A 20,859-nucleotide genomic window follows, 5' to 3' on the forward strand; every position below is an offset into this window, starting at 1 on the left:
TCAGGATTCGTATCGTGCGTATCTGGGTATTGCAGGTTCGATCGGGGTGGGTGGCTCGCAGCGTTGCGAACTTCAATGTCCCGCAAGACCAGTCTTAATCGCGATAACTTGCTTCGCCTGCGGCATTCGCAGTTGCTGCAACTTCCGTCGGCCTTGCGGCTTCAGCGACCCACCGCCGACGAGACGTTTGCAGCCCTCAGAACGATGATGATCACCTGCAAGCCCGCAAGCGCTCGCAGCTCTTCGGACGGACGCGCGAAACGCACCATACAGGGTGCCCGCACCGCGCGCCTGGGCTCGATTCGTGCTGATCCGGCCCGCGGCAAGCGCGGCGGGACATGAAACCTGTGTATGCTCCCGGTTGATCCCGCGTCCGCCGCTCATTTTGCATGATGCGTTTTGCATGCGAAATGCCATTTGGTATGCATGAGCCATGCATGCAAAACACAGCAAGGCATCCGCTTGCAACGCTTCCCACTGAAAAGAAGCAGCGCATGCGGCGCAATCGAAAATGGAGTCAAGCATGCAGCATGATCCGAACCAGCAGGCGCCGGAGCAATCGCGTCCCGGCCCCGACGACGACATGATCGCCTTTGCAACCGAAGTGTTCGACGTGGCCCGCCGCGGCGACGCTTCAATGCTCGACGCCCTGCTCTCCAAGGGTCTGCCGCCCAACCTGCGCAACGACAAGGGCGACAGTCTCGTGATGCTGTCGAGCTATCACGGCCACGCCGACGCCGTGCGCGTGCTGCTCGAGCACAAGGCCGATCCCGACCTGCGCAACGACAACGGCCAGACGCCCATCGCGGGCGCGGCGTTCAAGGGCTTCACCGACGTGATCGAGACACTGCTTGCGCATGGCGCCGATGTCGAGGGCGCGTCGCCGGACGGACGCACCGCGCTGATGATCGCCGCGATGTTCAATCGCGTGGAGATCGTCGAGTTGCTGGTCGAGCGTGGTGCGGATCCCGATGCGCGCGATGCCGGCGGCTTCTCGGCCCGCGACGCCGCCGAAAAGATGGGCGCGCCCGATACCGCCGCCCGCCTCGCCGAAATATCGACTGCGCGCAGTCGCCCGGGCGCGGCATGAGGGTGCAGGAAGAGGCGCACGGCGGCGGTCAGCGGGCGGTCACGGCGCATCGACTTCCGCCTGCGGCATTTTGCATTCAGCCTTTTGCATGCAGGATGCAACCGTCCTGGCGATCGACACACACAGCATGCGGGGCGCAGTGTGCTAAAACGGGTACGCCGCCGGCAACCGCGCATGGCGGACGCACATGCACGTGCACATGCGGATAGCAACCGCGCGACGCCACGATCCGACCAACGACAATCAAGACCAACAAGCAGGTGATTCGGAACCATGGAGCTTTTGTGATGACAGGCGGTTTCCCGCAACGGGGTCATGGGTCGTCGAACCGTGAGCACGCGCCTCGCCGCGTGCGTCGGATCGACGGGGCCTTGCACGCGGCCGCGTACTGCCTGGCGCGCCTGTTCGCGCGCATGCTGGCGCTCGCCGCCCGATGCACATCGGTTGGCGGACGAACCTGCGCACGAACCCGCAACGCTTTCCGCCCTCGCACCGCAGCAACCCTGCTGGGCGCCGCGGCGCTCTCCGCATGCGGTTTGCTGCCGAAACAGGTGCCCGCGCCGATCGTCGAGCATTCCTACATCCCGACGCCCGCCGAAGCCGCGCCCAACGAGCCCGAGGAGCCCTTGCCCGAAGTGCAGGCGCCCGAGCCCGCCTCCGCCGTCAAGCCCGCGCCCGCACCGAAGCCCAAGCGCCGCATCGTCCGGCCGAAACCGCAGGAGCCGGCCGTCACGCCGCCGCCCGAGCCGGCCGAACCGCCGCCGCCTCCGCAGATCATCTCGACCCGCACCATGCAGCACGATCAGCTGCACGGCCTCCTCGATGCCGAGGTGCAGCGCCCGGACGGCAAGGTCGTCGGGCGTGCGGTGGACATGTATATCGATACGGCCGCGCGACCGAAGCTGCTGATGGTGAACCTCGCCGGTTTCATGGGCGTCGGCGACCGCAAGGTCAATTTCCCGTGGACGGCCTTCCGCTTCACGCCCAATGCGAAGGGCGCGCCGATCACCTTCGTGCAGCCGGCGCCGCCCGCCAAGGGCAAGCCTGCCGATCCGGCGCCCAAGCCTCAGCCGGTCAACGAGGCGCCGCCGAACCTCGTGCAGCTGGTCGATTCGACGGTGGCGCAGAAGAGCGGCGCGCGCATCGGCCGGGTGGTCGACGTGCTGGTCGATTCGCAGTCCCAGCCGCAGGCACTCGTCCTCGATCTGTCGAGCTCGCTGGCGGAGGACAAGCGCCATGTGGCCGCCAACTGGGGCGACCTGCATGTCGTCTCGCACAACAAGCAATGGCAATTACAGATGGACTTCAACGACGCGCAGCTTAAGGCGACGCCGACCTACTCGCCCGAGCAGCCGATCAAGATCGTCTCGCCGGTGGTGCCGGCGCCTGCGTCGGCGCCAGCGGGCGCATCGGCCGCATCGGTCGCGTCTGGCACATCGGGAACATCGGGCGCAGCAGCGACGGGCCCCACAGGGACGACGGCATCGGGCGCTGTGTCGGCGCAGAAGCCGGCCTCCAGCGCGCGCCCCGCCAAATAACGGACAACGACATCGAGAACAGATTCACAACATGGTAATTGCACGCAGTCTGCGCGCGCTCGACTGGCTGAACTTCTTTGTCGCCAACGTGCAGACCGGCTTCGGCCCCTTCATCGCTTCGTACCTTGCGGCCAACAAATGGACGCAGGGCGAGATCGGCCTGATGCTTTCCGTCGGCACGATCAGCGCGATGGCGAGCCAGTTGCCGGCCGGCGCGCTCGTCGACGCCATGCGCAACAAGAAATTCGCTGCGCTTTCCGCGATCGTTGCGATCATCGTGAGCGCGCTGTTGCTCGCCGCGAGTCCGACCTTCGTCCCCGTCTTCGCGGCCGAAGTGCTGCACGGCTTCGCGAGCTGCATGCTCGTCCCGGCGATGGCCGCGATCTCGCTCGCCCTCGTCTCGCGCGCCGATCTCGGCGACCGGCTGGGCCGCAATGCGCGCTGGGCATCGATCGGCAGTGCACTGACCGCTGCGTTGATGGGTGCGTTCGGCGAGTACCTGTCGCTGCGTTCGGTTTTCTTCCTGACCGCCGCGCTCGCCGTGCCGGCGATCTTTGCGCTGCGCATGATTCATTACGACATGGCGCCCGCCGTACCGCGCGCACCGCCCGGCAAGCCGAAGATCACGCACGAAGGTGAAGAACGCGAGTCGTTGCGCGAGTTGCTGAAAGACCGGCGCCTTCTGATCTTCGCGGTGTGCGTCGTGCTGTTCCACCTGTCGAATGCGGCGATGCTCAATCTCGCCGCCGGCGAAGTCACCGCGCACATGGGCGACAACGTTCAACTGGTGATCGCCGCCTGCATCATCGTGCCGCAGTTCCTCGTCGCGGTGATGTCGCCATGGGTCGGACGCCAGGCGCAGAAATGGGGACGCCGGCCGGTGCTGATCCTCGGCTTCTGCGCGCTGCCCGTGCGCGCGATCCTGTTTGCCGGCGTGAGCAGCCCTTACCTGCTCGTGCCCGTGCAGATGCTCGACGGCATCAGCGCGGCGGTGTTCGGCGTCATGCTGCCGCTCATCGCGGCGGACGTCGCGGGCGGGCGCGGACACTACAACCTGACTATTGGTTTCTTCGGTCTCGCTGCGGGCGTCGGCGCGACGCTCTCTACCGCGGCGGCGGGCTTCGCCGCGGATCGCTTCGGCACGACCATGAGCTTCTTTGGATTAGCCGGCGCAGGCGCGCTGGCCGTGCTGATGGTGTGGCTCGCGATGCCCGAGACCCGCATCGAGCATGCGAAGACCGCGGAGGTCGAACCGCCGGTCAAGGCCTGACCTTGCACGCGCGCAGTGAAGCTACGCGTTATCGCAACGGCTTCAGGCCTTCGAGCAGCGTCGGGATCAATTCACTCACCGTCGGGTGGATGTGCATCGCGCGCTGCAGCGTCGTGTAGGGCGCATCGGCGTTCATGATGTCGATGAAGGTATGGATCGCCTCATCGCCTTCTATGCCGTAGATCGCCGCGCCGAGGAACCGCTTCGTGCGCGCATCGACGAGCGCTTTCATGAAGCCATCGGTTTCGCCGCGCTCACGCGCCCGGCCGACACGCGCCATCGGCATCGTCGCGATGAGCGCCTCGCGGCCGTCCTTGCGCACCTCTTCCTCGCTCATGCCCACGCGCGCGAACGGCGGATCGACGAACACCGCGTACGCCATGATGCGCGTGTCGACGCTGCGCGCCTCGCCATCGATGAGGTTCGAAGCGACGATCTCGTAGTCGTTCCATGAGGTATGCGTGAACGCGCCGCGCCCGTTCACGTCGCCGATTGCATAAATGCCCGGCACGCTGGTGCGCAACTGGCCGTCCACGTCGATCATGCCGTGCCGGTTCACAGCGATGCCGGCTTGCTCGAGGCCGAGATCGTCGGTGTTCGGCGTGCGGCCGGTCGCGAACAGCAGATGCGACGCATCGACCGTCCCCGTGCCGGTCACGATGCGCACGCCCGCCGCCAGCGGCTCCACGCGCTGCAAGTCGGTGTCGAAGCGGAACTCGACGCCCTCGCGCGACAGCACGTCCTGCATCGCGCGGGCCACGTCCGCGTCCTCGCGTGTGAGGATTCGCTCGCCGCGCACGAGCAGCGTCACGCGGCTGCCGAAGCGCCGGAACATCTGGCCGAATTCCAGCGCGATATAACTGGCTCCGACGATCACCAGATGCTCCGGCACCTCGGTGAGTTCGAGGATGGAGGCGTTGGTCAGATAAGGCACGCTCTCGAGCCCGTTTACGGGCGGCACCGCGGCGCGCGTGCCCGTGTTGATGAAAACGAGATCGGCATCGATGTCCTGGGTCGAGCCGTCGGCGGCCTCGATGCGCAATGCATGCGGTCCTGTGAAGCGTCCGTGGCCCTTGAACACGGTGACGTTCTTCGTGCCGCGCAGCCACTTCTCGACGCTGCTGCGGGAACTGCCGATCACCTCGTCCTTGCGCGCTTTCACGCGGGCCATGTCGATGGCGATGTCGCCGTCGATCATGACGCCGTAGCGTGCCGCCGTGCGCGCGACATGCGCGGCCCGTGCACTGGCCACGTAGGTCTTGGTAGGCGTGCAGCCGACGTTCACACAGGTGCCGCCGAACAGATGCCGCTCGATGACCGCCGTGCGCCGGCCACTCTCGGCCAGCCGGACCGCGAGCGGCGAGCCGCCCTGTCCCGTGCCGATGACGACTGCATCGAAATGCTGTGACATGGTGAGGCCTCCGTGATTCGTTGCGAGCGCGCCGTCGTGGATGGCGAACCGCTGAACATGAGTCGAAGCATCTTACGCGCAAGCCGCCACGGCTTCAGGAACGGTGCATCGGGCGTCCGATGCGGACATGGGCATGACACGTGCTCCTTTTGTGTGAATCATGCCGTGCGTCCAGGGCCGCGGCGTTCATCCATTCCGGCTCACGTGACCGAAGGCATTCATGATCGAGACGATATGGTTCCTCGTAGTCGGCGGCGTGCTCATCTTCATGGGCCTTGCCAGTTCGATGTTCCGACGCCTGCCGATCAGCACCGCGATGTGCTATCTGGCGATCGGCTTCGCGCTCGGTCCCGCCGCGGCCAATCTGCTGTCGCTCGACCTCGCCACCGATGCGACGGTCCTGCGGCGCATCACCGAAGTCGCGATGCTCGCGTCGCTGTTCGCCATCGGCCTGCGCCTGCGCGTGCCGCCAACCGATCGCATCTGGTTCCTGCCCGTGCGACTCGGACTGGTCGCAATGGTGCTCACCGTCGCCGCGCTCACCGTCTTCTGCGCCTATGTGCTCGGCCTGGGCTGGGGGCCGGCGTTGTTGCTCGCCGCAATGCTTGCGCCAACCGACCCGGTGCTCGCGCACGACGTACAAGTTGAAACCCCCGGTGACATCGACTTGTTGCGCTTTTCGCTCACCGGCGAAGGCGGCCTGAACGACGGTATTGCGCTGCCTTTCGCGCTGCTGGGCATTGCCGTGTGCCGCTTCGAGGCCTCACCCAGCGAGGCGCTGCACTGGAACTTCGCGTTGCAGGCGGCATGGGGCATCTCGGGCGCGCTTGCGAGCGGCTGGCTGCTCGGTGCGCTGTCAGTGCGGCTCGTGGCCTATCTGCGCACGCGTCATGGACAGGCGCTGGGTCCGGAAGGCTTCTATGCGCTGGGGCTGATCGCGCTGTCGTATGGCGTCGCCGAACTGTTGCACACCTATGCCTTCCTCGCGGTGTTTGCGGCGGGGCTCGCAATGCGCCGCGTCGAACAGAAGGCGAGCGGCGACAAGACGCCACGGCAGGCGGTCGGCAAGATCGATGCGGACGATGTCGGCGCGGCCGCGGCGGATCCTGAACGCGCGCACGCGTTCGTGGCCGAGCGCGTGCATGGCTTCACGATCGAACTGGAGCGTATTGCCGAGGTGGCGATCATGCTGATGGTCGGCGCCCTGCTCGCGACCCTGTGGCGCGACCTCTTCACGTGGAGAGCCGCCGTGCTGATCGCGGCGCTCTTCCTCGTGTTGCGGCCGGCGGCCGTCGAGCTCTCGCTGATCGGCTCCAATGCGACCGGCACGCAACGTCGGCTCATGAGCTGGTTCGGCATACGCGGGGTGGGCTCGTTCTACTACCTGCTCTATGCGCTCGAACAAGCCCCGCGCGACGTTGCGGCGCCGCTCGTGCCGCTCGTCATCGCGACCATTGCGGCATCGGTCGTGGTTCACGGCATCACCGCCACGCCGCTCATGAACCGCTATCAGCGCTGGAGCGCGGACGATTGACGGCGTGCTTGCCGGGATGCGCGGGCGCGCGGCATCATCATCGTCATGCTCAATCCATTCAAGGACGTTCAGGCGTGAAGCATCTGCTCTTCTTCTGCGGTCATGCGGGCACCGGCAAGACCACGCTGGCCAGGCGCCTGTTCGCGCCGCTCGGCAACGCCACCGGCGAGCCTTTTTGTCTGCTCGACAAGGACACGCTCTACGGACCGTACAGCGCTGCGGCGATCGGCGCGCTCACCGGCGATCCGCACGATCGCGACAGTCCGCAGTTCATCGAGCACTTCCGGGATCCCGAGTACCGCTCGCTCATCAATACCGCGGCGGAGAATCTTTCGCTGGGTACGAGCGTGATCGTCGTTGCGCCGCTCACGCGCGAAGTGCGCAGCGGCCGCCTGTTCGATCGGGCGTGGCTGGGCATTGGCGACGATGTCGCGATTCGCGTCGTATGGGTTCATACCGCAGAGGCGGTGGCGCGCGAGCGCATTCTTGCCCGCGCCGATCCCAACGATGCGTACAAGCTGGCGCATTGGGACGAGTATCGCCGGCGCCTGTTCGTACCCGACGACACTCTCGCCCAAACGCTCGTGATGGTCGACAACACCGCGCCCTCGGACGATACGCAGGTTGACTTGCTGGCGCGTCTTGTCGAGACAGGATGATGCATGCTGCATTACGCGTTTTGAATTACGCGTTTTGCATTACGCGTTTTGCATTACGCGTTTTGAATTACGCGTAATGAATGCACCTCGGTATGCACATCACGCGGCTGCGAGCCGCCGCGCCGGCGCCAGCGCATTCGCGCCTTCGTACAGCTTGCCGAAACGATTGCCGAGGAACGCCTCGAGCGGCACCTGCTCCTGACGCACGAAGCCGGACTGCGGTAGTACGCCCTCGCGGAACAGGTCGAGTTCGGCGCAAATCGCGCCGGCCGTGGTGATCTGGATCGCGCTCATCGGTACGCCGCACACATTCTTCGCAAAGATCTTGCGGGTGAATACGTCCTGCACGAGCTGGCCGTGACGCATGCCCGTCACCGTGACAAAGATCAGCACCACGTCCTGCGCCGTCGAGGGCACCGCGCGCTTGAGCATGGTCTTGAGACCGTCGCGGTCGGTGGACATGCGCAGGTCTTCGAGCAGGAATTGCATCAGGTCCCGGTGCCCCGGATAGCGCACCGACTTGTAATCGAGCGTCTCCACCTTGCCGGCAAGCGTTTCGCAGAGCGTGCCGAGGCCGCCCGACGTGTTGAACGCCTCGTATTCGATGCCGTCGAGCGAGAAATGCTCGACGCCCTCGAGCGGCTGCACCCACTGCGTACGGCCTTCGCGAATCGCCTCGCAGGGCTGGCAGTACTCGTTGATGAGACCGTCGATGCTCCACGTGAGGTTGTACTTCAGCGCGTTGGTCGGAAACTCGGGCAGCGCGCCGACGCGCATCTTCACTTCGCGGACATCGTCGAGACGCTTCGCGAGATCGTGCGCCACGATGCCGATGAAGCCCGGCGCGAGACCGCATTGCGGCATGAACGCGAGTTCCGAACCGTCGGCGATGGCGCGGATCGCATGCGTAGCGCGGACGTCCTCGGTCAGATCGAAATAATGTACGCCTGCCGCCTTCGCTGCCGAGGCGACGTTGATCGCGAGGTAGTAAGGCAAGGCGTTGACGAGGGCATCGAAGCCTTGCAACGCCTGCCGCAGCGCGGGGGTATCGGCGGAATCGACACGGCGTGTCGCGAAGCCTTGCGCATCGAGCAGTGCGAGCGCGTGTTCGTCGCGATCGAACGTGACCACTTCGAAATCCCCGCTGTCACGCAACAGTTGAGCAATGCTGCGACCGATCAATCCGGCGCCGACGAGAGCCACTTTCATATTCGTCTCCTTGTGTGTGTTCGAGTGGGGCCGAAGCCGTCTTCAAACAGTGTAGGGGCGGACGAATGCGGTTCCTAGACGCAAAGTGATGCGCTTCGACGAAGGTTTTCGACGTTTCGACGGGACAATACTGCGTTTTGTCGTGTCCGGCTAACCTGCCCGGTCGATCTTGCGCGCCAGGATGATGGACGTCGTCGTCCGCTCGACGCCTTCCAGCGCGCCGATTTCGTCGAGCAGGTCATTGAGGCGGTCGGGTGAGTCGGCGCGCAGCCAGGCGACGTAATCGAATTCGCCGCTTACCGCGCAGAGCAACTGGATCTCGGGCATGCGCGCAAAACGCTTCTGCAGATCGCGCCCATATCGCGGCGTCAGCTTGATGCCCACGTAGGCCTGGATACTCGCGTCGAGCACGTCCTGTCCGAGTCGCACGCCATAGCCCGCGATCACCTGATTCTTTTCGAGCCGCGCGATCCGTGCGATCACCGTGGTGCGCGCGACGCCAAGCTGCCGCGCAAGTTCGGCGACGCTCTCGCGGGCGTTCATCTGCAAAAGCGCGACGAGGTTGCGATCGATGTCGTCGAGTTGATCGAGGCGCGGCGGTCTCATGTGTGCGTCGTTCCTGGCGTTTTGTATTGGCTGAGTTGGTTCTATGCGTTATGCATTACGCGCTATGCGTTTTGAATGCCAAAGGGTATTCGGCATGCGTAATCTTGCATGCCGGCGCGCGGTCTGTGCTTTCCGTCGCCCTCACGAAGGGGCCGCCGGGTAACGAAGCAACGTCACGCCTGCACTGCACCTCCCGTTTTTGCACCTCACTCGCACCACGTTGCATTTTGCGTTACGCGTATTGAATGCAAACCGGCATTTGGCATTTTGTGTTTTGCATTATCGCCGACGGGCCTGGGACATCAGCAGCGTCGTACGTTCGAGTCGCGGCCCGGTTCACACAAGGCTTGCCGCCAGCACGTTCGCATCGTGCCAAAGCACTCTCAATCGCCGTCGCCCAACTCTCGTCATCACACCCCCAGCCGCGCCATCATGAAGTCGACGAAACTCGCGAGCTTCGGCGTCGCGCGCGTATCACGGGGATACACCAGATGCACCGGCGAGGATTTCGGCAAGTACGCCTGCAACACCGCCACCAGCGCGCCGCTATTCAACTCGTCCTCGACCAACGCATGCGGCTGCAACACCAGCCCGAAGCCCGCCAGCGCGGCTTTCTTCAGCGCCTCGCCGTTGTTTGCCCGAAAGCGCGCGGAACCGGTGCGGCGTGCGAGGATCGCGTCATCTTCCCCCTCCAGTCGCCAGCCCGCCTCGCGTCCCTGATGCACGAAACCCAGGCACTCGTGTCCCGCGAGATCGGCGGGCGTTGCGGGCGTCCCCGCACGCGCAAGATAGCCGGGCGTCGCGCACACAGCCATGGCATAAGGCTTCAACGGGCGTGCGACGAAACTCGAATCCGCCAGCGCGCCGATGCGCACGGCCGCATCGAACCGTTCCTCGACGATATCGACCATGCGGTTGGTGAGATTCAACTCCACCGCGATCTGCGGAAACGCCGCCAGAAAATCAGTCACGGCCGGCGTGACGAAATGCACGCCGTAGGTCAGCGGCACCGTCACGCGCAACACACCGCGTGGCGTCGCGCTCATGGCTTCTGCAAGGGTATCGGCGGCATCGACCTCGGCGAGAATGCGGCGGCAGCGTTCGTAGTATTCGCGGCCGACCTCGGTCAGACTCTGGCGCCGCGTCGTGCGTACCATCAGGCGCGTGTTCAGACGCGCCTCCAGCGCCTGCAGATGCTTGCCGGCCATTGGCGCGGAGATGGAAAAGCGCTCGGCCGCGGCGCTCAGGCTGCCCAGATCCACGATGGCCACGAAGACCCGCATGCTCAACAAGGTATCCACTGCGCTTTTTTTCCAGAGTCGTATCGAATGTAAGCAGTTGTCGCAATGCAAGCGAACTTGAATGCAATCGTGATACTAATATCCGCCAACGGCATGCAGCATACCGGCACGCCCACCTTTCATCTCGATTCAAGGTATATATACGAATGAAAAGAACTCTCGTCACCCTGGCCGCCTCGCTGGTCTCGCTGGGCGCATTGAGCCCGGTCTTCGCACAATCGTCCGCGCCCGCAGCCGCTTCCGCGCCGGCCGCTCCTTCTGCCCAAACCGCCGCTTCAGCTCCGGCCGCCTCGAATCGCGAGGCGCGCACTGAAGAGCGTATCGCTGAGCTTCACTCGAGCCTCAAGATCACGCCGCAGCAGGAAGAGCAATGGTCGAAGTTCGCCGACGTGATGCGCGACAACGGCCGCACCATGGCCGATCTCTATCGCCAGCGCGTCGCCCAGCGCAGCACGATGTCCGCGCTCGACGACATGAAGCAGTATCAGCAGATCACGCAAGCAAACGCGGACGGCACGAAGCGCCTCGTCGAGGCTTTCGAGCCGCTTTACGCGAGCCTCTCGCCGGAGCAGAAGAAACTGGCCGATACCAGCTTCCGCGACGAGCATGCCAAGGACCACCGCCATCGTGCGCATCGTCGCCCGCATGCGGCCAGCCCCGCGCCGGCTTCGGCAACCAAGCCCTGAGTTGAATCTTGCATGATGCATACAAAGCCCGCCTAGGCGGGCTTTTTCACATGACGAGGCGCACAATGCGCGCGAATGCCGTTACGATCCCGCATCCCCATGTCACGCCATCCGGCAACGCACCATGCTCCATCTGACCCAGCTCGATCTCGCCTCTGACCCGGCCGCATGCCGCGTCGTCAAGGACGAAGCCGTATCTGTCGAATTCGCAGCCGGCGACGGCGAACTGATGAGTCTCGAAGGCCCGAACCGGCACACACAAGGCGATGCCATCGTCAGCGGCGCCGGCGGGGAACGCTGGGTCGTGTCGCGCGCACGCTTCGATGCGAAGTACGCGCCCGAAGGCGGCATTGCGCATGGCGAGCCGGGCGTTTATCGCAACCTGCCGAGCGTCGTGCTTGCTCGCGAGATGCACGAGCCCTTCTCCATCGCGCGCTCGGCCGCCGGCGACATCCTCACGGGCGATGCCGGCGACTGGGTCATGCAATACGCGCCCGGCGACTACGGCGTCGTCAAGGCAGCGCGCTTTGCCAAGGTGTACCGCGTGCTCTAAAAACGCACGCCAAAGTCCAGACGCCTCAGGCGAAGTCCTCGCCCATCTCCAGTTCGACCTCGCGCGGCACAGCCTCGCCGTTCGCATACTGCTCCTCCAGCGATCCGAGCGTGGCCTCCACATACGCGCGCAACACCGCATAACTGCGTGCGTGCATGCGCGGCGGCGTCGCGCGGTAGCGTGCGAGCGCATCCGGATCGAAGCGCACGTCGATGGCAATGCGCCGCGCCTGCGCGCCAAAGCGCATGGCCACGTAGTGAATCACGAGCGAGGTACGGCCCGTGTCGTCCTTGCGCTCGACGAACTGCGTCTGTTCCGGAAAGAGGTCGGAGATCACACGCGCCAGCATGTCGATGTCCGCGCTCGGGCAGTCGTATTGATAGTCTTCCATGCTGTGTCGAAGAAAGATCGGGAAGTGGCGGATACGGTTCAGGCCGCGCGCCGATAGTAGCGCACCAGCCCCACTGCGACGAACACGCCGAGCGCGAGATACACGGCATCGGCGGCGAAGAGCGGCACCAGCCGCGCCTGGAACAACGCGGCAGGCAGGCCGACAAGCGCATGCGCCGCGATCAGGAACGGCAACGCATGACGCGAGCGTTCGCGCAACATCTGCCACATCAGTGCAGAGAAGCCGAGTTGCAGGACGAACGCGCTCGCGCGCTCGATCACGAAGATGCCCGCCGATACCGGCGAGAGACTCAGCAGCACCAGATGGATGCGCGCGACCGCTTCGAGCGGCGCGTTCGCAAAATGCGCATCGAGCGTGCCGCGGTCGGCGAGCACCGCGTAGATGATCCATTGCACCTGCACCAGCACGCCGACGATCCACGCCTCGGCGCCGCCATGTCCGATGCCAAGCCCAAGCCCCGGTCCGACGCGGTCCAGCGCGCCGGGTTCGCGCGAGATGAGCCACTTCATCGCGAGAAAGCGGCCAACTTCCTCGCACACACCGGCGGCCAGCGCGCCATAGACGACGAACACCGCGGGGCTCGCGAGCCAGCCGGACGTGACGGCATTGGCGAGCACGAAGCCATGCAGCGCGCGTTCGATGACCATCGCGAAGAGCGCGAACACGCCCACGCCGAGAATCGTTTCGCGCGGCACGATGCCGAAACGCGGCCTCAGCTTCCGGTACAGCACGACGGGCAGCGCGGCGATCAGCAGCGCCGCCAGCGCAAGACACAACAAGGTCGACACACTGACCATTCCAGTTCCTCAGGTTCCTTGGGATAGCACGTGCGGATTGCGCGCCGTGGAAGCGCGCACGATGAGCTCGCCGGGCAGCAGGCATTCGCGCGCGGGCATCGTAGCGCCGCCGAGCCGTTCATGCAGAAACTCGACCGCGCGCCGGCCGATATCGCCGGTCGGCTGCCGCACCGTCGTCATGCCGGCGAGCTGGGCCCATTCGGAATCGTCGATCGACATCAGCGCGACGCGCGCCTGCCAGTCCGCGCCATAGCGCGCCTTCAGATGCACGGCGACGCGCAACGCAACCGGCCCGTTGGCGGCGAACAGCGCGACGCGCCTGCCCGCCGCCTGTGCCGCGCTCACGCGCGCGTCGAGTTGTTCGAGCGCGGCCGACGCATCGGCGAGATCGATCACGAGCGTTGCGCCGCTCGCACCCGTTGCCGCGACCGTTTCACGAAAGGCCGTTTCGCGCAGACGCCGCGAGCTGACGTGCGTAACAGGCTGCACGATGAACAGCAACTCGTCGAACCCTTCAGCGACGAGATGACGCGTGGCCAGCGCCACGGCCGCATGATTGTCGAGCCCGACCATATCGGTGACGAGCCCTTCCACCGAGCGGTCCACCAGCACGACCGGAATGCCGCCCTGCGCGAAGCCCTGCAGCAATGCTTCCTTCACGCCGAGCGCATTGACGATGACGCCTTCGACGCGATATGTCGTCAGCAGTTGCAGATAGCGCCGCTCCATGTCGATCTCGTTGGCCGCGTGACAGATGAGCGGCATGTAGCCGAGCGTGTGGCACGCGGCCTCGACGCCCTGCAGCACTTCCACGGAGTACGGATTGGTGAGGTCGGCGAGCAGCATGCCGATCAGGCGGTTGCGGCCGCGCTTGAGGCCCCGCGCCATCTGATTCGGCCGATAGTCCAGCCTGGCGATGGCCGCCTCGATGCGCCCGCGCAGGTCGGGCGACAGCACGTCCATCTCGCCGTTCAGGTAGCGCGAGATGCTGGTCTTGCCGGTGCCCGCCTCGCGGGCGACATCGGTGATCGTTGCACGGCGCGTGACGAACGGCGCCGGGGGCTGGGTTGAAGAGGGATCGTCGGACATAAGGGTCGTGGCCCGCGGGGCGCCTGACGGCGACACGCGCAGACTTGATTATGGTTCTGCTCGCATCGCGCATGTTAGCGCATGCGCGGGCCCGATCCTTGTCGCTCAGCGCGTCAGCACGTCGCGATTGACGATATTTTGCGTCAGCGTACCGTCGAGCGCGCCGATCAGGTTTTCGGCGGCATTGCGCGCCATCGCGTGACGCGTCTCGTGCGTGGCCGAGCCGATATGCGGCAACGCAACGACATTCTTCATCGCAAGCAACGGTGAATCGGCGGGCAGCGGTTCGTGCTCGAACACATCGAGGCCCGCGCCGCGAATCGTGCCGTCGCGCAATGCGTCGATCAGCGCGGCTTCGTCTACCGTCGGGCCACGCGACGCATTGATGAGGATCGCGCTGCGCTTCATCTTGCCCAATTCGGCCGCGCCGATCATGCCGCGCGTCTCGGGCGTGAGCGGCACTTGCAGGCACACGAAGTCGGCCTGCGCGAGCAGTTCGTCGAGTTCGACACGCCGCGCGCCGTAGTCACGCTCGGCCTGCTCGTTCGGGCTGCGGTTGGTGTAGAGCACGTCCATCCGGAAGCCGAGCGCGGCGCGGCGCGCGACCGCCCCGCCGATGCGTCCCAGCCCCACGATGCCGAGCGTCTTGCCCTGCACGTCCACGCCGAAGCAATCCTCGCCGATGCTCCCTTTCCAGTGGCCTTCGCGAACCCAGTCGGCCAGTTCCACGACGCGGCGCGCGCTCGAGAGGATCAGCGCGAACACGGTGTCGGCGGTCGATTCGGTGAGCACGTCGGGCGTATGCGTGAGCACGATGCCGCGGCGCGTGAGGTCGGCGACATCGAACTGATCGAAGCCGACGGAGATCGTCGAGAAAGCCTTCAGGCGCGTGGCGCCGTCGAGCATGTCGGCGGAGATCTTCACGCTCGCGCCGATGGCGCCATCGGCACGTTGGAGCGCCGAGACGAATGCGGCGTGGTCTTTCGGATCGACATCGATGACGTCGGCGCGCTCGCGCAGCCAGGCGTCGACGTCGGGGGGCAAGGCTTTGTAGGCAACGATGGTTCGGGTCATGGGCGCTCGATGCGATTGCAGGTTGGAGGGGCCAAGCATAAACGGCTCAGGACCGCGCCGCCACGCCCGTGCGCACCGTGGCCTGCGGCTTGACGGCCAGCGTGAGCCAGACCGACAGCAGCAGCGCCGCGCTCATGAAGACGTAGGAGGCAGCGGGCGAACCGGTCGCGCCATTCAGATAGCCGACAACATAGGAGCCGACGAACGAGCCCAGCGCGCCCATGCTGTTGATGAGCGCCATGGCGCCGCCCGCGACGTTCTTCGGCAGCAGCTCGGGCACGATCGCGAAGAACGGTCCGTAAGGCGCGTACATGGCCGCGCCGGCGATCACCAGCAGCGCGTATGACGCCCAGAAGTTGGTCGAGCCGAGCAGATACGAGCCTGCGAAGGCAATGGCGCCGATCAGCAGGAACGGCCAGACGAAGGCCTTGCGCGCCTGCAGCTTGTCCGAGGCCCAGGACGCCAGCAGCATCGCGATGGTCGCCGCGAGATACGGCACCGCCGAGAGCCAGCCGGTCTCGACCATGCCGAGCGTCGAGCCGCTCTTCAGGATGGAGGGCAGCCACAGCACGAACCCGTACACGCCGATGCTCCAGCAGAAATACTGCGCGCACAGCTTGATGACGGCCGGCGACTTGAAGGCCTCGCGGTAGTTCTTGACCGGCCTGATCGACGCCTGCTCGGCGCGCAGCGTGGCGTCGAGATCGCGTTTCTCCTGTTCCGAGAGCCAGCTGACCTGCGCCGGCTTGTCCTTCACGATGAACCACCAGATCACCGCCCAGACCACGGCCGGCAGGCCTTCCGCGATGAACATGTGGCGCCAGCCGAACGAGTTCACCAGATAGCCCGATACGACCGACATCCACAGCACCGTCACCGGATTGCCGAGGATCAGGAACGTATTCGCGCGCGAACGCTCCGACTTCGTGAACCAGTTGGCGATGAACACGAGCATCGCCGGCATCACCGCGGCCTCGACCACGCCGAGCACGAAGCGGATCGCCATCAGAGACGGAATGTTGCTCACCATGCCGGTGAGCGCCGCGCACCCGCCCCACAGGATCAGGCTCCAGAACACCAGCTTCTTCACGCTGCGCCGCTCGGCGTAGATCGCGCCGGGAATCTGGAAGAAGAAATAGCCGAGGAAGAACAGCGCGCCGATCAGCGAGGACAGCCCCTTGCTGATGCCTAGATCCTGGTTGATGCCGGCGGCCGATGCGAAACCGTAGTTCGCGCGATCCAGGTAGGCGAGGCTGTAGGTGATGAAGACGATCGGCATGATCGCCCACCAGCGGCGCACAGCCAGCGTGGGAGTGGAGGAAGTCTGCATGGTTGTCTCCTGAAGCAGAACGTTGGGTGCGCGTCATCGTGCATGTTGAATGCCCGATGAATGCACGCTGAGTGCACGGTTTAACGCACTTTGAATGCACGATTCAATTCACGAGCGAAGGCCTCCGCGGCCCTCGTTCAGGCCGGAAACGCGGCGCTGGCCGTCCTGTCGCTGGCATCCTGCCGTTCGAGCAGGTCGAGCGCGGCGCGGGTCGGCAGGCCTTCGCTGTCGCCGATCACCTGGATTGCCAGACCGCCAATACGATTGCCGCGCGCAATGGCATGCCGCACGTCGTGTCCTTCCAGCAGCGCGCTCACCACGCCGACGGCAAAGCCATCGCCCGCGCCGACCGTGTCGACCACGTTCGTCACCGGAAGCGCCGGCACGATGCCCTGCTCGTCGCGCGCCGTGCGGAAGTACGCGCCATGCGCGCCCAGCTTCACGACCACGCCCTTCGCGCCGCGCTCGAGATAGAACGCGGCGATGTCCTCGGGCTTCGCGTAGCCGGTCAGCGTCAGGCCCTCGGTCACGCCCGGCAGCACCCAGTCGGCCAGCGCGGCCAGTGCATTGAGCGACTCTGCCATGGCTTCGCGCGACGGCCACAAGGTCGGCCGCAGGTTCGGATCGAATGAGATCGTCTTGCCTGCCGCGCGCATTTCGCGGGCCATGTGAAAGGCGAGTTCGCGTGAAGTCGCGGAAATCGCCGGCGCCACGCCCGTCAGGTGCAGATGCCGTGCGCCGAGGACGTAGTCGGCGGCGTAGTCGTCGAGCGACAGGTGACTGGCCGCCGATCCGGCGCGGAAGTACTCGACGGCCGGGTCGCTGCCGTCGTCGCACTTGCCCTTGAGCTGGAAGCCGGTCGGATAGCGCCGGTCCACCGCCACGCGGCGCGCGTCGATGCCCTCGGCCGCGAGCACGTCCAGCACGTAGCGGCCGAACGAATCGTTGCCCACGCGGCTCATCCAGCCCACCTTGAAGCCGAGCCGCGACAGCCCGATCGCGACGTTCAGATCCGCGCCCGCCACCCGCTTGGTGAACTGGCCGACGCGGGCGAGATCGCCGGTCTGGGCCGCGACGAACATCGTCATCGCCTCGCCGTAGGTGACGACGTCCAGGGAGTCGGTCTGAGCTTGCATGTCGGTTCCTCTACAGGTTGATGCTGAATGCAAAATGCACTGCTGAATGCAAAATGCGTTATTCAAAATGCCGCGCAAATGCGCCGATGCGGGCAACCTGGCGCGCCGCGTCGTCCGCGAGCGAGATGTCTGCACCTGCCATGAACGGATATTCGATGCCGCGCGGCATGTCGCCCGGCAGTTGCGCGAGCAGCGTCGCGAAACGCGCGTCGCCGTCGGCCGGCGCGGCGGCGAAGCGGCGCCCGCCCTCGCCCATCACCGCCTTGCAATGCACGTAGGCGACATGCGGCGCGAGCCGTCGGGCGGCATCGAGCGGATCCTGCTTCGCCCACTGCCAGTTGCCGGTATCGAACGTCATCGCCAGGCCACTCTGGCGCGGCAGTGCGGCGAACAGCGTCTCGAACGCGCCGATCGTTCCTCCCGCCTTCAGCTGTCCGTTCTCGACCACCACGCGCGCCCGCGACGTCGCGACGCCCGACAGCAGCCGATCCAGCGTGACGCCATCCGTCTTGACTGCGCGCTCCGTGCCGCCGAGTTGCAGCTTCACGAGGCGCGCGCCCAGCGCCGCAGCTTCGTTGATCGCAAGCGCAAGCGCGTCTGAATCAAGCGCGCCGTCGTCACGGAACAGACAGGCGGGCGTGGAATACACGGCCCACAAACCCCGCGCGCGAATCCGTTCGCCGAGGCGCGCGAGTGCGGATGGCTGGACATCGGCATCGCTGGCGAACAGTTCGCGGCGCACTTCGAAGCCGTGCGCGCCCGCCCTCGCCGCCGCGCTGGCCCAGACAGCGTGACCATCGCAGCGAATCGCCTCCGCGCCGAACGCGCTCGCGACGATCACCACCTCCGATACCGCTTTCTGTCGAGAAATCTGCTTCACCGGCGCGCCACCATCGAATTCGGTCCGATTCAGCCTACTGGAACCGGTTCCATTTGAAGATTTCAAAAAAGACGCCGCAGCGTCCTGATTCAGAGCGAATGGTGCGTCAGAGTACGTGAGGCGCGCCATAGTGGAATTCCCTAGCCGATCAGGCCGGGTTCCTCGCACAGTTCCAGAAAGCGCGTGGCGACACGCGAAGGCGTAGCGGCATGCGGCAGCAGAATGGAAAAGCGCCGCGTGAGCGGTTCGGGCGCGAGGCGCAGCCGTTGCAGCGCGTTGTCCTCGTGACGGATCGACATCGCCGAAACGAAACCGACGCCCATCCCCGCGCGCACCGCTTCCTTCACGCCCTCCACGCCTGCGATTTCGAGCGCCGCACGCATTGGCGCGCCGTGTTCCGCGAACGCCCGTTCGACAATCAGCCGCACCCCCGAGCCCGGCTCGCGCAACACGAGCGGCTGCGCCCCCAATTCGTCGAGCGTGACGAATTCTCGGCCGTCCGCGAGCGGATGCCCTTTCGGTGCAATCGCGACGATCTCGTCCTCCCGCCACGACGTCACCGTGGTGCCGAGCGGCAGATCCTGCCCGGCCGGGCCTTCGACCAGTGCAATGTCGAGCGCGCCGAGCGCCGCGACGATGTCGCTGGTATTGCCGTCGATGGTCGTCACGGTGACATCGGGATAGCGCTTGTGAAACGCCGCGATCAGATATGGCAGCAGATAGCTGGCGGGCGTCGTACTGGCGCCGATGCGCAGCGTCCCGCGTTCAAGCCCCCGCAGCGCGTCGCGCAGCGCATGGGCCTGAGCGAAGGTTTCACGTAGCCGCTCCGCATGCCCGAGCAGTTGCTCGCCGGCCGCTGTCAGGCGGATGCCGCGGCCGTCGCGCTGATAAAGCGGCTCGCCGAATTCGTCCTGCAAAAGCCGCAGTTGCCCCGATACCGCAGGCTGCGAGAGATGAAGCGCCACCGCCGCGCGGCTGATGTTGCCGTGCTCCGCTACGGTCGCAAAGGTTATCAGCTGCTCCGGGGTCATCGCTTCCAAATATCCGCTTATCCGATACTTGGCATTCTAAATCACGATTTTTCATATTGATATATCGAGAATAGGATTAGCCCATAGACTCCTACCTATCCTTGAGACCCTCCATGTCCACGGTCCCGTCCGCCTCCCCGCTTGCACCCGCCGCGTCTTCCACACGCGGACAGCTCAACGGCATTCTCTTCGTCGCGCTGTTTGCCGCCGCCGTCACGCGTGTCGCCGCCGTGCCCGCCATCGCGGGAGTCGGAATCAGCCCGCTGATCGTCGGCATCATCGCGGGCGCGCTCTACGGCAATGCACTACGCCACGGCATGCCCGACAGCTGGGCCGCCGGCGTCAACTTCTCCGCGCGCAAGCTGTTGCGCATCGCCGTCGCGTTCTTCGGCCTGCGGGTCAGCCTGCAGGAGATCGCGCAGGTCGGCGCAGCGGGGTTCACGGTGTCGGTGCTGGTCGTCGTCAGCACGCTCGTCGTGGGCACCTGGGCCGGCATGAAGCTCATGAAGCTCGACCGCGACACCGCGCTGCTCACCGCCGCCGGCAGCGCCATCTGCGGCGCGGCCGCCGTGCTCGCCTTCGAATCGACGCTCCAGTCCAAGCCGCACAAGAGCGCGATGGCGGTCGGCAGCGTCGTGCTGTTCGGCACGCTCTCGATGTTCCTCTATCCGCTCGCGCTCAATGCCGGCTGGCTGCATCTCGACACGCTCGGCGCGGGCCTGTTCTTCGGCGGCACGATCCATGAAGTCGCCCAAGTGGTCGGCGCGGCGAGCAACGTCAGTCCGGAAGCGACGCACATCGCCACCATTGTGAAGATGACGCGCGTGATGCTGCTGGTGCCGGTGCTGCTGGTCATCGGTTTCTGGATCAGCCGCTCGCGCAACGCCGGCGCAGGTCAGGACCCGACCCAAGGCAAAGGCAAGGTCGCGGTGCCGTGGTTCGCGCTCGGCTTCCTCGCACTGGTCGTCGTGAACTCGCTGCACGTCCTGCCCGATACCGCCACCAGCACGATCAACATGCTCGACACCTTCGCGCTCACGATGGCCATGACGGCGCTCGGCATGGAAACCCGCTTCGCGCAGATTCGCGCGGCCGGCCCGCGTGCCCTTGCCACCGGCGCGATCCTGTACGCATGGCTCGTTGGCGGCGGTCTTGCGATCACCCTCGGCGTCGAGCGTCTGTTCGGCTGACCGGGCTGTTGCAGTATCCATCGCGCGAACTCCCCATCGCGCGATGACGCTTTTTGAAGGAGC

General features: G+C 65.6%; 21 protein-coding genes. 9 read left to right on the top strand and 12 right to left on the bottom strand.

Features of this window, described 5'->3' with window-relative positions:
* Nucleotides 1-75 precede the first annotated feature (75 nt).
* The 4 genes from QCE69_RS07510 to QCE69_RS07525 all read left to right on the top strand — a co-directional run bounded on the left by QCE69_RS07510 (nt 76) and on the right by QCE69_RS07525 (nt 3,898).
* Nucleotides 76-342: a hypothetical protein gene (locus QCE69_RS07510; protein ID WP_309930144.1), complete on the top strand. Its 267-nt coding sequence runs from the start codon at nt 76-78 to the stop codon at nt 340-342.
* 241 nt (nt 343-583) lie between these two features.
* Nucleotides 584-1,090: an ankyrin repeat domain-containing protein gene (locus QCE69_RS07515; protein ID WP_309931595.1), complete on the top strand. Its 507-nt coding sequence runs from the start codon at nt 584-586 to the stop codon at nt 1,088-1,090.
* Between the two features lie 287 nt (nt 1,091-1,377).
* A complete protein-coding gene (locus QCE69_RS07520) occupies nt 1,378-2,628 on the top strand; it encodes a hypothetical protein (RefSeq protein WP_309930146.1) in 1,251 nt (416 codons plus the stop codon).
* Between the two features lie 31 nt (nt 2,629-2,659).
* Nucleotides 2,660-3,898 carry an MFS transporter gene (locus QCE69_RS07525; protein ID WP_309930147.1) on the top strand — a complete coding sequence of 413 codons (1,239 nt, stop codon included), beginning with the start codon at nt 2,660-2,662 and terminating at the stop codon, nt 3,896-3,898.
* Between the two features lie 28 nt (nt 3,899-3,926).
* Here the strand turns inward: QCE69_RS07525 and QCE69_RS07530 are convergent, their stop codons facing one another.
* Nucleotides 3,927-5,309, bottom strand: coding sequence for an FAD-containing oxidoreductase (locus QCE69_RS07530; RefSeq protein ID WP_309930149.1), 1,383 nt, complete (start codon nt 5,307-5,309; stop codon nt 3,927-3,929).
* A 220-nt stretch (nt 5,310-5,529) separates the two neighbouring features.
* Between QCE69_RS07530 and QCE69_RS07535 the strand changes: the two genes are divergently transcribed.
* A complete protein-coding gene (locus QCE69_RS07535; protein WP_309916407.1) occupies nt 5,530-6,843 on the top strand; it encodes a cation:proton antiporter in 1,314 nt (437 codons plus the stop codon).
* Between the two features lie 74 nt (nt 6,844-6,917).
* Entirely contained in the window at nt 6,918-7,502 is a 585-nt protein-coding gene (locus QCE69_RS07540; protein WP_309930151.1) for an ATP-binding protein, read from the top strand.
* A gap of 99 nt (nt 7,503-7,601) precedes the next feature.
* On the opposite strand, the gene QCE69_RS07545 is transcribed toward QCE69_RS07540, so the two are convergent.
* From QCE69_RS07545 to QCE69_RS07555, 3 genes are all read right to left on the bottom strand, one after another.
* Nucleotides 7,602-8,711 carry a saccharopine dehydrogenase C-terminal domain-containing protein gene (locus QCE69_RS07545; protein WP_309930153.1) on the bottom strand — a complete coding sequence of 370 codons (1,110 nt, stop codon included), beginning with the start codon at nt 8,709-8,711 and terminating at the stop codon, nt 7,602-7,604.
* Nucleotides 8,712-8,861: 150 nt separating this feature from the next.
* The gene (locus tag QCE69_RS07550) at nt 8,862-9,317 is read right to left on the bottom strand and encodes an Lrp/AsnC family transcriptional regulator (protein ID WP_309832366.1); all 456 of its coding nucleotides are present in this window, start codon (nt 9,315-9,317) and stop codon (nt 8,862-8,864) included.
* A gap of 410 nt (nt 9,318-9,727) precedes the next feature.
* On the bottom strand, nt 9,728-10,618 hold the full coding sequence (locus QCE69_RS07555) for a LysR family transcriptional regulator (RefSeq protein WP_309930155.1): 891 nt from the start codon (nt 10,616-10,618) through the stop codon (nt 9,728-9,730).
* 146 nt (nt 10,619-10,764) lie between these two features.
* On the opposite strand from QCE69_RS07555, the gene QCE69_RS07560 reads away from it, so the two are divergent.
* Together QCE69_RS07560 and QCE69_RS07565 are read left to right on the top strand one after the other, a co-directional pair.
* The gene (locus tag QCE69_RS07560) at nt 10,765-11,304 is read left to right on the top strand and encodes a Spy/CpxP family protein refolding chaperone (protein WP_309919718.1); all 540 of its coding nucleotides are present in this window, start codon (nt 10,765-10,767) and stop codon (nt 11,302-11,304) included.
* A gap of 124 nt (nt 11,305-11,428) precedes the next feature.
* Nucleotides 11,429-11,857, top strand: coding sequence for a PGDYG domain-containing protein (locus QCE69_RS07565; protein ID WP_309930158.1), 429 nt, complete (start codon nt 11,429-11,431; stop codon nt 11,855-11,857).
* A 25-nt stretch (nt 11,858-11,882) separates the two neighbouring features.
* On the opposite strand, the gene QCE69_RS07570 is transcribed toward QCE69_RS07565, so the two are convergent.
* The 8 genes from QCE69_RS07570 to QCE69_RS07605 all read right to left on the bottom strand — a co-directional run bounded on the left by QCE69_RS07570 (nt 11,883) and on the right by QCE69_RS07605 (nt 19,606).
* Nucleotides 11,883-12,248: a DUF3022 domain-containing protein gene (locus tag QCE69_RS07570; protein ID WP_309930160.1), complete on the bottom strand. Its 366-nt coding sequence runs from the start codon at nt 12,246-12,248 to the stop codon at nt 11,883-11,885.
* A 38-nt stretch (nt 12,249-12,286) separates the two neighbouring features.
* Nucleotides 12,287-13,066, bottom strand: a complete 780-nt coding sequence (locus QCE69_RS07575; RefSeq protein WP_309930162.1) for a YhfC family glutamic-type intramembrane protease — start codon at nt 13,064-13,066, stop codon at nt 12,287-12,289.
* Between the two features lie 9 nt (nt 13,067-13,075).
* Nucleotides 13,076-14,155, bottom strand: a complete 1,080-nt coding sequence (locus QCE69_RS07580; protein WP_309930164.1) for a LacI family DNA-binding transcriptional regulator — start codon at nt 14,153-14,155, stop codon at nt 13,076-13,078.
* 105 nt (nt 14,156-14,260) lie between these two features.
* On the bottom strand, nt 14,261-15,229 hold the full coding sequence (locus QCE69_RS07585; protein ID WP_309916426.1) for a D-glycerate dehydrogenase: 969 nt from the start codon (nt 15,227-15,229) through the stop codon (nt 14,261-14,263).
* Nucleotides 15,230-15,275: 46 nt separating this feature from the next.
* Nucleotides 15,276-16,559 carry an MFS transporter gene (locus tag QCE69_RS07590; RefSeq protein WP_309916429.1) on the bottom strand — a complete coding sequence of 428 codons (1,284 nt, stop codon included), beginning with the start codon at nt 16,557-16,559 and terminating at the stop codon, nt 15,276-15,278.
* A gap of 137 nt (nt 16,560-16,696) precedes the next feature.
* Entirely contained in the window at nt 16,697-17,695 is a 999-nt protein-coding gene (locus QCE69_RS07595; protein ID WP_309930166.1) for a sugar kinase, read from the bottom strand.
* Nucleotides 17,696-17,753: 58 nt separating this feature from the next.
* The gene (locus tag QCE69_RS07600; RefSeq protein WP_309930168.1) at nt 17,754-18,575 is read right to left on the bottom strand and encodes a TIM barrel protein; all 822 of its coding nucleotides are present in this window, start codon (nt 18,573-18,575) and stop codon (nt 17,754-17,756) included.
* A gap of 140 nt (nt 18,576-18,715) precedes the next feature.
* Entirely contained in the window at nt 18,716-19,606 is an 891-nt protein-coding gene (locus tag QCE69_RS07605; protein ID WP_309930170.1) for a LysR family transcriptional regulator, read from the bottom strand.
* 113 nt (nt 19,607-19,719) lie between these two features.
* On the opposite strand from QCE69_RS07605, the gene QCE69_RS07610 reads away from it, so the two are divergent.
* On the top strand, nt 19,720-20,796 hold the full coding sequence (locus tag QCE69_RS07610; RefSeq protein ID WP_309916440.1) for a YeiH family protein: 1,077 nt from the start codon (nt 19,720-19,722) through the stop codon (nt 20,794-20,796).
* Nucleotides 20,797-20,859 lie beyond the last annotated feature (63 nt).

Origin of the sequence: Caballeronia sp. LZ032, assembly GCF_031451315.1 — a bacterium.
Lineage (GTDB): Bacteria > Pseudomonadota > Gammaproteobacteria > Burkholderiales > Burkholderiaceae > Caballeronia.

Coding starts and splice junctions, on each gene's coding strand:
- QCE69_RS07575 (WP_309930162.1), bottom strand. CDS start 13,066: ATGGTCAGTGTGTCGACCTTGTTGTGTCTTGCGCTGGCGGCGCTGCTG.
- QCE69_RS07610 (WP_309916440.1), top strand. CDS start 19,720: ATGTCCACGGTCCCGTCCGCCTCCCCGCTTGCACCCGCCGCGTCTTCC.
- QCE69_RS07525 (WP_309930147.1), top strand. CDS start 2,660: ATGGTAATTGCACGCAGTCTGCGCGCGCTCGACTGGCTGAACTTCTTT.
- QCE69_RS07520 (WP_309930146.1), top strand. CDS start 1,378: ATGACAGGCGGTTTCCCGCAACGGGGTCATGGGTCGTCGAACCGTGAG.
- QCE69_RS07515 (WP_309931595.1), top strand. CDS start 584: ATGATCGCCTTTGCAACCGAAGTGTTCGACGTGGCCCGCCGCGGCGAC.
- QCE69_RS07580 (WP_309930164.1), bottom strand. CDS start 14,155: ATGTCCGACGATCCCTCTTCAACCCAGCCCCCGGCGCCGTTCGTCACG.
- QCE69_RS07585 (WP_309916426.1), bottom strand. CDS start 15,229: ATGACCCGAACCATCGTTGCCTACAAAGCCTTGCCCCCCGACGTCGAC.
- QCE69_RS07530 (WP_309930149.1), bottom strand. CDS start 5,309: ATGTCACAGCATTTCGATGCAGTCGTCATCGGCACGGGACAGGGCGGC.
- QCE69_RS07510 (WP_309930144.1), top strand. CDS start 76: ATGTCCCGCAAGACCAGTCTTAATCGCGATAACTTGCTTCGCCTGCGG.
- QCE69_RS07550 (WP_309832366.1), bottom strand. CDS start 9,317: ATGAGACCGCCGCGCCTCGATCAACTCGACGACATCGATCGCAACCTC.
- QCE69_RS07535 (WP_309916407.1), top strand. CDS start 5,530: ATGATCGAGACGATATGGTTCCTCGTAGTCGGCGGCGTGCTCATCTTC.
- QCE69_RS07565 (WP_309930158.1), top strand. CDS start 11,429: ATGCTCCATCTGACCCAGCTCGATCTCGCCTCTGACCCGGCCGCATGC.
- QCE69_RS07545 (WP_309930153.1), bottom strand. CDS start 8,711: ATGAAAGTGGCTCTCGTCGGCGCCGGATTGATCGGTCGCAGCATTGCT.
- QCE69_RS07595 (WP_309930166.1), bottom strand. CDS start 17,695: ATGCAAGCTCAGACCGACTCCCTGGACGTCGTCACCTACGGCGAGGCG.
- QCE69_RS07605 (WP_309930170.1), bottom strand. CDS start 19,606: ATGACCCCGGAGCAGCTGATAACCTTTGCGACCGTAGCGGAGCACGGC.
- QCE69_RS07560 (WP_309919718.1), top strand. CDS start 10,765: ATGAAAAGAACTCTCGTCACCCTGGCCGCCTCGCTGGTCTCGCTGGGC.
- QCE69_RS07570 (WP_309930160.1), bottom strand. CDS start 12,248: ATGGAAGACTATCAATACGACTGCCCGAGCGCGGACATCGACATGCTG.
- QCE69_RS07590 (WP_309916429.1), bottom strand. CDS start 16,559: ATGCAGACTTCCTCCACTCCCACGCTGGCTGTGCGCCGCTGGTGGGCG.